The organism is Chryseobacterium tructae (genome assembly GCF_030409875.1).
Classification (GTDB): Bacteria; Bacteroidota; Bacteroidia; order Flavobacteriales; family Weeksellaceae; genus Chryseobacterium; species Chryseobacterium tructae.
Genome location: NZ_JAUFQR010000001.1, coordinates 3,127,990 through 3,142,699, shown reverse-complemented (window position 1 = coordinate 3,142,699; position 14,710 = coordinate 3,127,990). Strand labels below are relative to the sequence as shown.

Sequence of the window (14,710 nt, the reverse complement as noted above, 5' to 3'; positions counted from 1 at the left end):
TCATGAAGAAAGCTATCATTTGTGCAGCCATCTTGTCTGCTCATTTTTACTCTGCTCAGGAAACTTCTAAGGGAGTTCCAAATTCTGGATCTGGAATAGAACTTCCCAATATAGATCCCCCTTCTCCCGAGTCTTCTTTCAGAACACAATTTGGCAACTTGGAAGCCAATGAATTTAAAGGAAATCCCAATATCAATATCCCGATTCATACGATCTCGGATCATGGATTAAAGCATACAATCTCTTTAAAATATGGTAAAGCCGGCGTAAAAGTAAATGATACTCCCAATACATTGGGAATGAACTGGATATTGGAAGCCGGTGGAGTCATCAACAGAACTATTTATGATAAGGCGGATGAGTTTGGAGCAGAAAGAATTTTATTAAGCCTTAATGATCTCACCCATCTGTACAGTGCACAGGGTGAAAGCGATCTTGTAAAGTTTACCAAATATAGCTCTGAACAGTATGATCATCAACCTGATGTTTTTAATTTTTCTTTTCCAGGTTATGGTGGAAGTTTTTATCTTGATGCTAATTTCCAGCCTGTTCTTCTGACCCAGGACAATAATCTCAAAATTGAAACGGTAGGGGTGTTTAAGGATAATCATACTTTTATCATTACGACTTATGATGGCACAAAATATACTTTCGGGGGAACAGGAGCTACCGAAAAGACTCATGTAAGGCTTAATGGAGGCTTGAGTGGAAATACCAGTTTTTTTCTTACCAAAATAGAGAATGTGGCTGGAAATAAAATTGAATTTTCATATTCTGAGATTAACACGAATGCTACTATACTTGGTATAAGCGAACAGCAGTCTTTGGATACCCGGCTCAAAGATGAAGGCCTGCCCTATGAAGGGACCGCGTCATCTCCGCCATTAACACCCCATAGCCAATCAATTAGAACGCTCAATATAACCAGACCTAAAGTGTTGACTCAGATAACTTCTGATAATGAGAGGATTACTATTAATTATGCAACGGATCCTTCAGAAATTTTTCAAAAAACAGGAAATATTGTGGTATCAACGGTAACCAGTACTAATGGTATCACCAACCGTACTACAAGCACAACAAATGTCAAAAAAATTGTATTTGATTATATTAACAATACGGAAAGTGATCGCCAAAAGAAGCGTTTTTTTCTTGAGAAAGTAAAAGAATATGCCATCAAAAATAATCAGGAAACTTTTGTACAGGAACATAAATTTGAATATGATAATCCTCTTGGGCTCCCTGCAAGATTATCTAAGACTACTGATTATTTGGGGTATTATAATGGAACCAATAATGGAAATACTTCACTACCCAATTTGAACCTGTTTGGAGATACATATAGTCTGTTTAATAGTAGTTCTTATTACGCAGACAAATTACCCCGTTTTCCCTATGCAAAGCTAGGAACATTGACCTCCATTACCTATCCTACAAAAGGAAAAACTATTTTTGAGTACGAACCTGAATATGCAAAGGAAGCCATATTGGGAGAAGGAAAACATTATGTGGCTATAGGGAATACGGAACCTTTTTTCGAAGATCCATCATTTGTAGATTATGATTTGATAAATATGGTAGCGGATCGACTCCCTTTGTCTTATGAAACAACAAGTACATTTGATGCCTCTCAGGTGGATGGAGGTAAAGTAAAGATAGAATTAAAAATACACTCAAACACTAGTATAGGATTTGGTAAAGCAAAGGCTCAATTTACTCTTGTGGACACTTCTACAGGGCAGACTGTACTTACAAAACCGATATTTCTAAACAAGACAGATCAGGATATGAGTTCTATTCAGGATTTATTGTTAGGGGGAGGAACTTATCAGGTGTCATTCAAAATAGTAAATAATATTTGTAACCAATGTTCTGCTACTGCACTCATCAGATATAATGAAAAAGATAAATGGAATATTGTTGAAGATGGAAATGTCAGATTGAAGAAACAATATGATGTCTCAGAAAGTATACCCACCAACATCAAAAGATTTTATTATAATTCTTATAAAGATATCAATAATATAGCTAAGATTCCACCTCCATATAAACCGGAATTTAAATCCTATAGATTTGATCAAAAAGTGTATGCTCCTTGGGTTGATCCTAGTAGCGGCCTGCCTCCTGCTGGTGATTTTAGGCTAGGTAGTATATTTGAGACTATTTTTCATTCGGAACCTCAACGTTCAATGATATATGCTGGAATGTTTAGTGATAATATGAATGAGCAATATTCTTATAGCATCTATGATCCGATATATCCTACTGTGACAATCAGTTATGGTGGAGATCAATTTGAAAAAGGTGGTGAAGAAAAGACATTCTCAACTCAGTATACGAATAATAGTTATACTTTCAGACCTGCTGTAGGTGATGAGATGTTTACCAACTCCTTAAGTGATCTTAGTATGATTTCTTCATCTGCAGAGAACTCATTGTTTTGGGATGTCCCATTGGGAATCTTAGTGGGAAACTCTTATCCCACAAAATATTTAATAATAAGAACGGACAGCTTTATTTGAAGAGTGCTGTTAAAAATGAATATTTCAAAGATCAGACAGATATAATCTCAAGTGTTACGGGGGTCATCCTTTTTCCTCTTGCACTAGTTATGCCAGGAATGAATGTTGGAACTTATTTGGGAAATACGCACATCACAGCATACAGGCTCCCTTCGTATTCATTTGCACTTGATAAAAGTATATCTAAAGAATATCTGGAAGATGTTCCCTTGAATGCTCCAGATGATAGCCCTTATAAAAAGATAATGACAAGTACAAATTACTTGTATAATAATCCAGACCACCAACTGTCAAAGAGTATCACTTCATTCTCTGGTGCCGGAATCCAGGAAACATCTTATTTGTATGCCAGAGAAAAAGGAAATCAAAAGCTGATTAGTGCCAGTATGTTGGGTATTCCTTTGGAGACGACAGTGTCCAATAAGCAGAATCCAACTGATTCTGGAAATGTCATTTCAAAAAATGAGACCAAATATGATAATCCTGCTAATCTATTTCCAAGTTCATTAGTATCTTATGGAATGCAGACTCAGGCTCCGTCCACAGAAATCACTTATGAGAAGTTTGATTCCAAAGGAAATCTTCTTCAGTATACCACTAAAGACGGTGCTGTAACGGTTATTATCTGGGGCTACAATCAGACTAAGCCTATTGCCAAAATTGAAAATATACAATTAACAGATATCCAGCAATCTTTTATAGACAGCATTGTGAATGCCTCCGATTTGGATGCCTCTGCCGGGTCAAATAATGACGAGAGCAATTTGCTCAATGCTTTTAAAAATTTCAGAAGCAATTTATCCAGGTATACGGTGACTACCTACAGTTATGATCCATTAGTAGGAGTAAGAAGTATCACTCCACCATCCGGAATAAGAGAAATCTATCTTTATGATGCTGCTAACAGGCTTGAAAAAGTGATTGATGCCAATGGTAAAATATTGAAAGAGCTGAAATACAACTATAAAAACTAAAACTGATGAAAAAACTTATAATTCCCATAGGAACCCTTCTATTGATGGGTACTATAAAAGCTCAGGTTCAGCTTCCCAGTGGCTTAGCGAGCTCAGCCACTGAAATTATGTGTATACCAGAACCTATCTGGAGGAGAAGAACCAGAGTGATCCTGCGGCTAAACAAGCCCAGACTGTTCAGTATTTTGATGGCTTGGGAAGACCTAAGCAGGTGGTAAATGTAAAAGCATCTCCCCAAGGAAAAGATGTGGTTATGCATTTCGAATATGATCAGTTTGGGAGGCAGGTCAAAGACTATTTACCCATTCCTCAGGGAGGAACTCAGAACGGTGCTATTATTTCTAATCCTTTATCTAATGTTACAACCTCTTATGGCTCAGAAAAGATCTATTCCGAAAAGATTCTGGAAAAATCTCCCTTGGACAGAATCTTGCAACAGGTTCAGCCGGGTAACGACTGGGCCAATAAACCTGTAGGATTTTCATATGAAGCCAATCTGGCGAATGAAGTATACCAATATACAACCAAGACAATATGGGAAAATGGAGCCACTAAAAGTGAGCTAAGTTTATCTCCTACTACCTTCCATACTCCCGGAACATTGTATAAAAATACTGTGACAGATGAAGACGGAAATCCAACGGTAGAATTTAAGAATGGAAGAGGGCAGACTCTGATGGTAAGAAAGGTGAATTCTACTGAAAATGCAGATACTTATTATGTGTATAATGAGTATGACCAGTTAGCCTTTGTAATTCCGCCCAAAGCCGTTAATAAAGGAACCGCAGAATCATTACTTAATGATCTTTGTTATCAGTATCGTTATGACAGCAGAAACCGTCTGGTAGAAAAGAAATTACCTGGTAAAGGCTGGGAATTTATGGTGTATGATAAAGCTGATAGACTGATCCTCACGCAGGATGCCGTAATGGCACCCAAAGGCAAATGGCTTCTCACAAAATATGATGTTTTTGGAAGAGTAATTTATACAGGAGTTCTCGCATCTACTGCCAAAAGAGCTGTTTTACAGGATCTGATTAAAGACTTAGTGATCACAGAACCCCGCAGTAGCCAGGGATTTACCAGAAATGGAATGACGATTTATTATGTCAATAATTATTTCATGGTAGATACAGAAGCCATCCTAAGTGTCAATTATTATGATACGTATCCTGGTTATAATTTTAATCCTCCATTTCCATCCACGATTCAGGGTGTGCCTACTTTAACGGAAACGTTATCACCAGAAGGAAGAAGTACCAAAGGACTTCCTGTGATGAGCCTGGTAAAGAATATTGAAGATGACAACTGGACGAAGAATTATACCTATTATGATACCAAAGGAAGAGCGATAGGAACGTATTCGATCAATCATTTGGGTGGGTATACGAAGACAGAATCTAAACTGGATTTTGCGGGAGTAGCTCAGCAGGTCATCACCCGACATAAGAGATTAGATACCGATACAGAAAGAGTGATCACAGAGAATTTTGAGTATGATCACCAGAACAGGCTTTTGGTTCATAAACATCAGGTAGATTCTAATCCTGTGGAAATCCTTACCCAGAATGCATATAATGAACTTTCCCAGTTGGAATCTAAAAAAGTAGGTGGAGTTTCTTTAGGCTCGCCACTTCAGCAAATTGACTATCAATACAATATCCGAGGCTGGATGACCAAGATTAATGATCCTGCTAATCTGAATGGAAAGTTATTTGGCTATGAAATAAAATACACTAATCCTGTTAATCCCCTCTATGCAACAGCAAGATATAATGGGAATATCGCAGAAATTGATTGGAATACCTCCAATGATAATGTATTGAAAAGATATACCTATGATTATTATACAGATAATAAACTAAAGTTTGGACATTACTCTGAGCCTTGGGCTACAGCTCCCCAAAACAGCTTTTACAGTGAATATATTATATATGATCTGAACGGAAATATCAGCCAATTATATCGTAATGCTAAAAATTCCTCTACTGGATCGGCAATGCAGGTAGATAATCTTACGTATACCTACGCTGGAAACAGATTGCAAACAGTAACAGACAGTACCCAAAATACTGCAGGCTATGAAGGAGGTGGTAATATTATTGAGTATGACCTGAATGGAAGTATGACCAATATGAAGGATAAAGGAATTCAAATATTGTTTACAACTATCTGAATCTTCCTGATAGAATTGCCATTCAGCAAGCTAATACTTTAGGGGGGATAACGACTACAGATATTAGCCATCTTTATCGGGCAGACGGAGTAAAAGTTAGTAAATTTTTTAGCCAAACAGGTCTTATGGCAAACCCTATAGAACATATAACAGATTATCTTGATGGTTTTCAATATAGTTTTACCGGTAATGGAGAGATATGTTTAGGATGCAGAACAGAAACAGCCTTTGAAGATCAGGCTTATCGTAAAACGACTAGCAATCAACCCTCTCCTGTTGGAACTTGGACACTGGATTTTGTTCCTACTGCAGAAGGCTTTTACAGTTTTACAGAAAATCGCTATATTTACCAGTATAAGGATCATTTGGGAAATATCCGGGTAAGCTTTGCCAGAAACACTGCAGGCATTCCTGGAATTACAGATACTAATAACTATTACCCTTTTGGGCTCAACCATATAGGAGGGGAGAAAGGAGTGCTAGGAGGCTATAAGAATTATAAGTACAACGGCAAGGAGTTGCAAGAGACGGGTATGTATGATTATGGCGCAAGGATGTATATGCCGGATATTGGAAGATGGGGTGTGATTGATCCGCTGGCTGAAACCTCTAGACGATGGAGCCTATATACTTATGCTTTTAATAATCCTATGAGATTTGTTGATCCGGATGGAAGAGAAGCCAAGGATTGGTATAAGGATAAACAAGGAAATTTTGTGTATGATGCAAACTTAAATTCACTAAATGCAAACACAAAACTTGAAAAGGATGAAGAATATTTAGGAGCTTCACGTACCGTAACACTTGTAAATTCTGATAAAAAGGCTGTAGGAGAAGTTAATTTAGAAGCGGGAGGAAATGTTACCGTAACTGGAGGATGGGCAGAAGCAGGGAATGTAAGTTATAATCACGTAGGTAAAGAATCCGGATTTGGGCTTGTTGTAGATGTAAAATTAGCGGATGGAGCTAAAATATATGGTGTAGATAAAGCTTCTCAGGATAATTACAATCAATATAATTACCCAGAAATGGGGCAGTTTTCTTTTAATGCCAAAGAGTTTACACAAGATAATTTTAAGGCTCCTGAAAAAGAACCTACGACGGCTAAGTCAATTACTAAAGATGTTGGCTCTGCAATCTCAGGAACAGGAATGAATAATGGTTATTGTTCTGAATGTCCTAGACCTGAAGCAGGTCCTGGTCCAAGTAATCCTGGTTATAATGGTTTTAGAATGAGTGTAGCAATAGATCATTTATTACATCATCATAAGGATGAAGACAGAAAAAATAAAAAATGATAAAAAAAAGTAAATATCTTTTATATGTATTAGTATACCTTATAATACAGTATGTACTAGGGGTTCTGTTTATAGTCTTATTAGGGTTTAACAAAGGTTTTAGACTTTTAGAATATGATTGGAAAGTAATTTTCGCCAATGTTATAATCATTATATTTTTAACACTAGCGTTTAAAAAACATATTCTACAGTATTTAAATGAGCTAAAATTTTCGGTAAAAAAGATTGCGTTATATCTTTTTATTGGATTGATATTTTCAACGATCTCTAAATTTATTTTTATAGAAATTTATGGGGGTGATTTTTTATTTAATCCTCCTAGTTCATTGTTATTATCAAATGTACTAAGCGTTGTATTAATAGCTCCTATAGCAGAAGAAATCATATATAGAGCGGTTCCAATAGAGTATCTGTTAAAAAAAGAATTACCAAAAAATTGGATTGTGTTTTTTACATCTTTATTTTTTAGTTTAATTCACCTACCTAATTGGAGTCAAATTATAGTTACATTTTTTTTAGGAGTAATCTGTTCTATCGTATATATTAAAGAAAGAAACTTATTCTATCCCATAATAATACATTTTATTTATAATCTCATAAGTGTTATTATAGGGTAAGATATTTAAGTTTCTTTCAAAATACAAAACTCTAAAAAAAAGCGAGGGTTTTGTGTTTTATGTTGTTCTGTTTTGTATAAGAAAACAGAACAAGAGAAAATAAATCTTCGGGATAATGTCTAGGGATAGAATAAAAAGATTGATTTGTCTATATTTGTGTTCAGGAATAAAAAATCAAGATGGAAAAGCTAAAGAGTTTACGAAAACAGCAGGGCTATACCCTCGCTAGCGCGAGCTTCTAGCTCGTGCTAAAATAAATAACAAACCTTCACAACAGTGAGGGTTTTGTATTTTATCTTTGATTATTTTTACAGTGAATAGATCATACATTCTCTTTATAATATAAGAAATGATTATTAGATTTAGAACAAAGGGGATACTTTCATCATTTATAAATCAAAAAATACATAGATAAAATGCGCTGTAATAATATAGAAAATGTTTTTCAATTGGTGCGAATTAATCAATTTGAAAGTTTAAAAGAAGAAGTAAATGCAAATAATGTTAATGAATTTATTAATAAGCTCCATCAAAATCTTTTACAGGAAGCAATAGTCAGTAAAAATTATGAAATTGTAACTTATTTACTGAATTGTGACATTGATGTTAATCATTCTGACAAGGATGGGAAAACTCCACTGCATTATAGTATAGCAAATAATGATTTTCAGTCAACTCAATCATTATTGAAAAAAGAGTCAATAGAAATAAATAAAAAAGACATTTATGGAAATAATGCGCTTTGGGTTGCTGTATTTCATGCCAGAGGGTATTATAATATTGTAAAACTAATGAAACAATCTGGAGCAGATTCTAACTCGAAAAATAATAACAATAAATCTCCATTGGACTTTGCAAGACAAATAGATGATGTGGAATTAGAGATAATTTTGTTAAATTAAAAAGAACGAATCCCATTCCATGTAATAGTGCAAAATAACTCTAATCGGAAAATATGATAATATACAAAGGCATTCAAATAGATTTAATAGATAGTCTTAATGTTGAAACAAAAGGTTTAAATTCTTATTTAAGCAAAGAAATTAGAGTTGCTATTGGAGCAAATCATCCCGATAATTACATAGAAGTTATTAAATATATTATAGATTATATTGTAGATAGCAAGCCGATTGTTTCTGAAAATCAGAATATTGGCTATTATTCATGGCTTTTACAATTTAGAGTAGAGGATAACTGTTATGATTTGTATGAAGTAAATTCTGATGGCAGTGGCTTTAATAAAGGTTGTGATACGGCTATTTCAGTAATTAGAAGCCAATCCGAAATTTCTGCACAACAGGATCTTGTTTCTCTTTTTCCAAACTTTAATCAAACAATTGTTATATCAGATGGTGTTTATGAAGGGAAAGATATTGAAGGAATTAGATATGATTCCTCTCAGAACGAAAGTGGTTGGTATCTTATCACAGACGATTATGATGACAATATTAAATCCTTGAAGACGGTGCATTTTTATCATGTTGCTTTTGCCAGACCTGATATTTTGAAATATCTAGCAATACCTTTCGGGTATAGATTTTTAATGAAAAATGGGAATGTTGAAATTATAAAAGACGAAGAAGTTTAAATATTTCTAATACAGATTTTATTTGAAAATGTGTTGAGCTGTTAAATTACTCGCGCTGTACAATCTTATTTTTTATAGAATAATTTAAGGATACATTGTTGAATTTCAATCATAGTTTCAATTTCAGCCCTAACAACATTACAATATATTTTTATTCTTCATAATATAGAAATGTAAAATACTGATATTCAAAATGTATTAAAAAGCATTCGACAAAGTCATTTCATGACCATATTCAAAAAATAGAAATTTTATTAAAAAATATTTTGCCAGTAATTAAAAACGTGCTATATTTGCACCACTAAAAACAACGATACAGTCGGAGTTTAGGGAGAGTTGGCAGAGTGGTCGATTGCGGCAGTCTTGAAAACTGTTGACTGTAACAGGTCCGGGGGTTCGAATCCCTCACTCTCCGCAAAAAAAGGTACAAATCATTTGATTTGTACCTTTTTTATTGAGTACCAATGAGCCTTATTGGGACACCAGATAAAACTAGATAACCGATGAAACGCATACTACCTGCATTAGCCATTTTGACATTTTTCAATTACTCAAACGCTCAAAAAATCATCAATACAGATATCGATAATTTTTGGATTGCTTATGATAGTATCCAGAAAAATAAGAAAAGTAAAAGTGAAATTATCGAACAACTTTTCCTAAACAAGAAAACGGATGGGCTGAAAGCTTTTATGGAAATAAAAAAATTCGGGAAAGATGATTATTTAAATGTGATCGAAAAATATCCTAATTTTTGGAACTCCATCAGACCTCATACCTTCATTGATTCTAAAAAGATTAAAGCCATCAATAATGCTTTGAGGCAATTTAAAAAATTGTATCCTAACAATTCTCAGGGAAATATTTATTACACCATTGGTGCCCTGAAATCAGGAGGAACAACCCATCATGAAGATTTACTTTTGGGGGTAGAGAAAATAATAGGTAATAAAAATACTGTTGTTTCAGAATTTGAAAATGATGGCCTTCAAAAAATGTTCTTGTATACAAACCCTTCACAATTAGAACAAGTAACGGTACACGAATTCATTCATACTTTTCAAAAAGAGGGTGAAATTAATGTTTTGTCGAAAGCCATTAAAGAAGGGTCTTGTGATTTTATGGCAGAATTAGCTTTAAATAAAAAATTCACCGCCCACTATCTTGATTATGGGTTTAAAAATTATGAAAAAGTAAAGTCGGACTTTAAAAGAGAAATGCTGAGTCAAAAATTTGACAATTGGTTTTACAATGGCCAGGATAAAAACCCTGATCTTGGGTACTTTGTAGGATATGTTATTTCCAAAAAATATTACGAAAATTCAGCAGATAAGAAAACGGCTATTAAAAACATAATTGAGCTGGATTTTAGTAATGAAGCTGATATTCTTGAATTTTTAGTAAAATCAGGCTACTTTGATGATCAGAAAAATGTTGAAAAAATAGTATCGGATTACAAAGATCATCAACCCAAACTGATAAAAATAATTGAATTTGAAAATGGGAGCCAGAATGTAAATACAAATACAAAAAAGATTCACATGGTGTTCTCAAAACCTATGTATGAAAAAATTTCTATCAACTTCTCGAAAAATGGGAAAGAACATTTCCCTTTAAAAAATATTGTAGGTTTAGATGAATCCAAAACGATTCTAACTGTTGAAACCTCCGATTTACAATCCGATACAGAATACGATTTTTATATAACAGACAGAGTTACCCAATCTGAGGACGGATATCCCTTTGATATGAAAGAATACAAGATTTCATTTAAGACTGAAAAAAAATAATTTTAGTCAAATAACTCAGATTATAAAAGGCCGGAATGTATCATAGTCAATAAAAATCATGTAAAATAAAGCAATAATTAAGGTTTAAAACCACCATTCAGTGTATCAATAAAAAAAATCTTACTGATAATCCGATACATAGATTTTATATTGTTTTTTATAAGGAGAGTTATTATAATTTTTTCTATATTTGCACCACTGAAAACAACGATACAATCGGAGTTTAGGGAGAGTTGGCAGAGTGGTCGATTGCGGCAGTCTTGAAAACTGTTGACTGTAACAGGTCCGGGGGTTCGAATCCCTCACTCTCCGCTTAAGGAGACGTTTATTTTTAACGTCTCCTTTTTTTTGTTCTATATAATTTGATTTTTTATTTAATTTTCAAGATCAAAGCTTGATATCGTGTGAAAGGCATCTATTTCTGTGTTTTTTTCGCCTTCAAAAGTATCATAATTAACGACTAATAATTTTCCTTTATAAATAATAGTTTCACAAGGATTATCCAGTTTTCCATCGGAACCGTCTGCATTGTCATTTTCCCAAATCAATGAAATTGTATTGGTATCTAAGTTGAGTTGATGCACGCTGTTATTCTCATAATTGGCAATAAAGATTGAGTTCCTTTTTTCATCATAAAAAAATCCGTCACAGCATTTTAGCTCATCTGAATCGAAAACTATTTTATTAGATTTTACTTTTCCATCCTTGTCAAATTCCAGTTTATTAATAACACCATCTCCAAAATTTCCTGCATACAAATTTCCTTTTTTATCAAAAGCGATGCCGTCAATTCCTATAGTTCTTTTCGTAACTTCAGGTTTTAAGGTGAAAGTTGCAATAATATAATTTTTCTTGTTAACTGAGTCTAAAATGATATTTTTAGCATTTAATTCTTTCAATGAGAAGCTGTAAATTCCGCTTTCTCTTCTGTTTTCAAATAAAGCATCTGTTATATAAACTCTGTCCTTAGACCATCTTACGGCTTCTCCGAAATTGAATCCTTCAACCAAAACTTCAGCTTTTAAAGGTTTTCCGTCTTTTACAATAATCCGAATCAATCTTGAAAAATTTTCTTTTCCAGTAAAAAACTGATTATCCATTACATATAAATTTCCATCGGGGCCAAATTCCATCCCCATTGGATGTACTTTTTTAGTGATAGGATGCAAGGGGAGTTGGTCAAACCAAACTATGGGTTTATCATTTTTATCAAAAGTTAGAATTTTGCTGCCATGTTTATCAAATGTAATCGGGTTTGTGATCGATAAAAATAAATTTCCTTTTTTATCTAAAGCCATTCCGTCTGGCGTTTGGCAGGTTTCTCCCAGGTCAGCAAACAGAGTTGGCTTTATGAGTTTAGAAGTTTTGTTGTAGGTTATTTCTTGTTTGCTTACTTGTGAAAACAAGTTTAAAGTATTCATTAACATGAGAATAGCAAGTGTTTTTTTCATTTTTTTAGTTTAATTATTTCTTTTTAAATAGGGGGGCATTTTCGGATATTACTTATTAGAGTTGTCAATAGAATAATAAGTTTGATCTTTTTTAGTATTTTAAGCGAATATAATTATGTCATTATGATCCTTTGTTGTGCACAGATGAAGAGCACATTTACGCATTCAAATAATTGATCTTTAAATTTCATAGAATTCGTATGCTGAAATGTAGTTTTTAGAAGCTAAAACAGACTATTCATATTAATTGATGCACTTTATTTCTATATTTTGTTACTTTGCCGTCAATTAAAATAGGATATGAGTTTTATCAACAGAATTGACTTAAAAAGAACGGCTCTCCATTGTTTATACTGGATTTTATTTTTGCTGTTTTCTTTTTCAAATAAATCTGACAATGAAGATTCTTATGCATTTATTTTTATTTATTCCTGTAAAACTTTAGCACAGGCTGCTGTTGCGTATGGTTTGATCTATTGGATTATTCCGGAAACATTAAATAAAAAAAGATATTTACTTTTTGTCATTTTTGCCTTAGGCTGGATTTATATTATTCTTGCTTTTTTAATGATTTTAAAATTTTATTATCTCGAACCCAAATTTCCAACTTTCTTCAATGATTGGCTTGGACATAAAATGACGGTTATTGAACGTCTTACCTCAGGCAGGCTCATGATAAGGGAGTTTTCTTTTATCACATATCCTGTTATTATTTTAGGATTTATCAGTTTTAATCGCAAACAACAGAGGCTTTTAAAATTGGAAGAAGAAAAGAAATCAATCGAATTAAAGGTGCTTAAAAATCAACTGAATCCTCATTTCCTGTTCAATACTTTAAATAATCTATATGCTTTAACCCTAAAAAAAGATGATAGAGCCCCTGGAATAATTGCTAAGTTATCTGAGATTTTAGACTTTGTTTTATACCGTTGCAATGAAGATTATGTTCCTGTTGAAAAAGAAATAATACTGATTGAAAATTATATTGCTTTGGAAAAATTACGGTATGACGAAAACAGATTGGATGTTTTATTTACGAAAGATATTCAGGAAAACAATAAAATTTCGCCTTTGATTGTATTGACATTTATCGAAAACGCTTTTAAACATGGTGTTGTTAATGAAACTGAAAAAGCAACCATCAGGCTGAATTTAGTAAGTAAAAAAGAACAAATTATTTTTAGTATTGAGAACACAAAGCCTCAAAATGAATTGTCCCAAATGATAGACAAATCTAAGATTGGTTTAGAAAACGTCCAGAAACAATTGGATTTATTATATCCTAAAAAACATCAGCTGGAAATTGAAGAAACGCAGATGTTTTATAAAGTTAAACTTTGTTTGAAAAATTAAAACGGGAAAGAACTTATTTAAGACTGCCAAAAGACCATTCAAAACTATTAAATTAACTTTTAGAATTCCAAACTACTTATCTCAAATGAAACATAGGTGTATTATTGTTGACGACGAACCTTTTGCGAGAGAATTAATTGCTTCTCATTTAGCTCATTTTGAAAATTTTGAGGTAATAGATTCTTTTGAAAATGCATTAAAAGCGTATTCTTTTTTAGAGCATCATTCTGTTGACCTCATCTTTTTGGATATTGAAATGCCTCTAATGAAAGGAAATGATTTTTTGAAAAAACTAAAAAATCCACCTAAAGTAATTTTTACAACTGCTTACAGAGAATATGCAGTTGAAGGCTATGAACTTAATGTCATCGATTATCTTTTGAAACCAATTACTTTTGATCGTTTTTTTGTTTCAATAGAAAAATTTAAACAATTTCAAACCCCTGTAAAAGAAAATGATACAGCATCTGAAAGTCATATTTTTGTAACAAGTGGCAGCAAAAATATTAAAATTATCTTCGATGAAATTTTGTATATCGAAAGCACGAAAGATTATATAACCATTCATTTGGAAAATGGAAAATCACATCATGTAAAACAGAATATATCGGTTTTTGAAAAACTATTGAATGCTGAATTTATCCGAGTTCACCGTTCTTTTATTATCCAGACAAAAAGAATAAATGCTTATACTAAAAACGAAATTGAAATAAACTCTGTCGAAATTCCCATTGGAATCAGCTACAAGAAAAACTGGCAGAATTATTTAGAAATGCATATTCTAAGATCGTAAAAATCCGAATTTCATTATTATTTAGAATCCATTTTTTTATGATAATGATTGCTTCTATTTCTTGATCTAAATAGTGTTTGAAAAGTATTGTGATATCAATGATATTCTTAATGATTAGATTGAAGGTATTCAAATTTATAATACCAAT

Annotated in this window: 11 protein-coding genes and 2 tRNA genes; 12 read left to right on the top strand and 1 reads right to left on the bottom strand. The window is 33.0% G+C overall.

Features of this window, described 5'->3' with window-relative positions:
- Positions 1–2 precede the first annotated feature (2 nt).
- The 10 genes from QWZ06_RS15575 (at position 3) to QWZ06_RS15535 (ending at position 11,277) form a co-directional block, all read left to right on the top strand.
- Positions 3–2,522, top strand: a complete 2,520-nt coding sequence (locus QWZ06_RS15575; RefSeq protein ID WP_290299395.1) for a hypothetical protein — start codon at positions 3–5, stop codon at positions 2,520–2,522.
- On the top strand, positions 2,519–3,496 hold the full coding sequence (locus QWZ06_RS15570) for an RHS repeat domain-containing protein (RefSeq protein WP_290299394.1): 978 nt from the start codon (positions 2,519–2,521) through the stop codon (positions 3,494–3,496). Before QWZ06_RS15575 ends, QWZ06_RS15570 begins: the two co-directional genes overlap by 4 nt.
- A gap of 109 nt (positions 3,497–3,605) precedes the next feature.
- The gene (locus QWZ06_RS15565; RefSeq protein WP_290299393.1) at positions 3,606–5,672 is read left to right on the top strand and encodes a DUF6443 domain-containing protein; all 2,067 of its coding nucleotides are present in this window, start codon (positions 3,606–3,608) and stop codon (positions 5,670–5,672) included.
- Positions 5,673–5,797: 125 nt separating this feature from the next.
- On the top strand, positions 5,798–6,970 hold the full coding sequence (locus QWZ06_RS15560; protein WP_290299392.1) for an RHS repeat-associated core domain-containing protein: 1,173 nt from the start codon (positions 5,798–5,800) through the stop codon (positions 6,968–6,970).
- Positions 6,967–7,587 carry a CPBP family intramembrane glutamic endopeptidase gene (locus QWZ06_RS27910; RefSeq protein ID WP_353959975.1) on the top strand — a complete coding sequence of 207 codons (621 nt, stop codon included), beginning with the start codon at positions 6,967–6,969 and terminating at the stop codon, positions 7,585–7,587. The genes QWZ06_RS15560 and QWZ06_RS27910 overlap by 4 nt, the downstream gene beginning before the upstream one ends.
- Positions 7,588–8,003: 416 nt before the next feature.
- Complete coding sequence (locus QWZ06_RS15555) at positions 8,004–8,489, top strand: ankyrin repeat domain-containing protein (protein WP_290299390.1); 486 nt, start codon at positions 8,004–8,006, stop codon at positions 8,487–8,489.
- Positions 8,490–8,542: 53 nt separating this feature from the next.
- Entirely contained in the window at positions 8,543–9,175 is a 633-nt protein-coding gene (locus tag QWZ06_RS15550; RefSeq protein ID WP_290299388.1) for an immunity protein Imm33 domain-containing protein, read from the top strand.
- A gap of 330 nt (positions 9,176–9,505) precedes the next feature.
- Positions 9,506–9,590, top strand: a tRNA-Ser gene (locus QWZ06_RS15545).
- Between the two features lie 88 nt (positions 9,591–9,678).
- Positions 9,679–10,965, top strand: a complete 1,287-nt coding sequence (locus QWZ06_RS15540; RefSeq protein ID WP_290299387.1) for a DUF2268 domain-containing putative Zn-dependent protease — start codon at positions 9,679–9,681, stop codon at positions 10,963–10,965.
- Positions 10,966–11,192: 227 nt separating this feature from the next.
- Positions 11,193–11,277 (top strand) — tRNA-Ser (locus tag QWZ06_RS15535).
- 62 nt (positions 11,278–11,339) lie between these two features.
- On the opposite strand, the gene QWZ06_RS15530 is transcribed toward QWZ06_RS15535, so the two are convergent.
- A complete protein-coding gene (locus QWZ06_RS15530; protein WP_290299385.1) occupies positions 11,340–12,416 on the bottom strand; it encodes an NHL repeat-containing protein in 1,077 nt (358 codons plus the stop codon).
- A gap of 300 nt (positions 12,417–12,716) precedes the next feature.
- Between QWZ06_RS15530 and QWZ06_RS15525 the strand changes: the two genes are divergently transcribed.
- Positions 12,717–13,769 carry a sensor histidine kinase gene (locus tag QWZ06_RS15525; RefSeq protein ID WP_290299383.1) on the top strand — a complete coding sequence of 351 codons (1,053 nt, stop codon included), beginning with the start codon at positions 12,717–12,719 and terminating at the stop codon, positions 13,767–13,769.
- 85 nt (positions 13,770–13,854) lie between these two features.
- Positions 13,855–14,562, top strand: a complete 708-nt coding sequence (locus QWZ06_RS15520) for a LytR/AlgR family response regulator transcription factor (RefSeq protein ID WP_290299381.1) — start codon at positions 13,855–13,857, stop codon at positions 14,560–14,562.
- Positions 14,563–14,710: the final 148 nt, after the last annotated feature.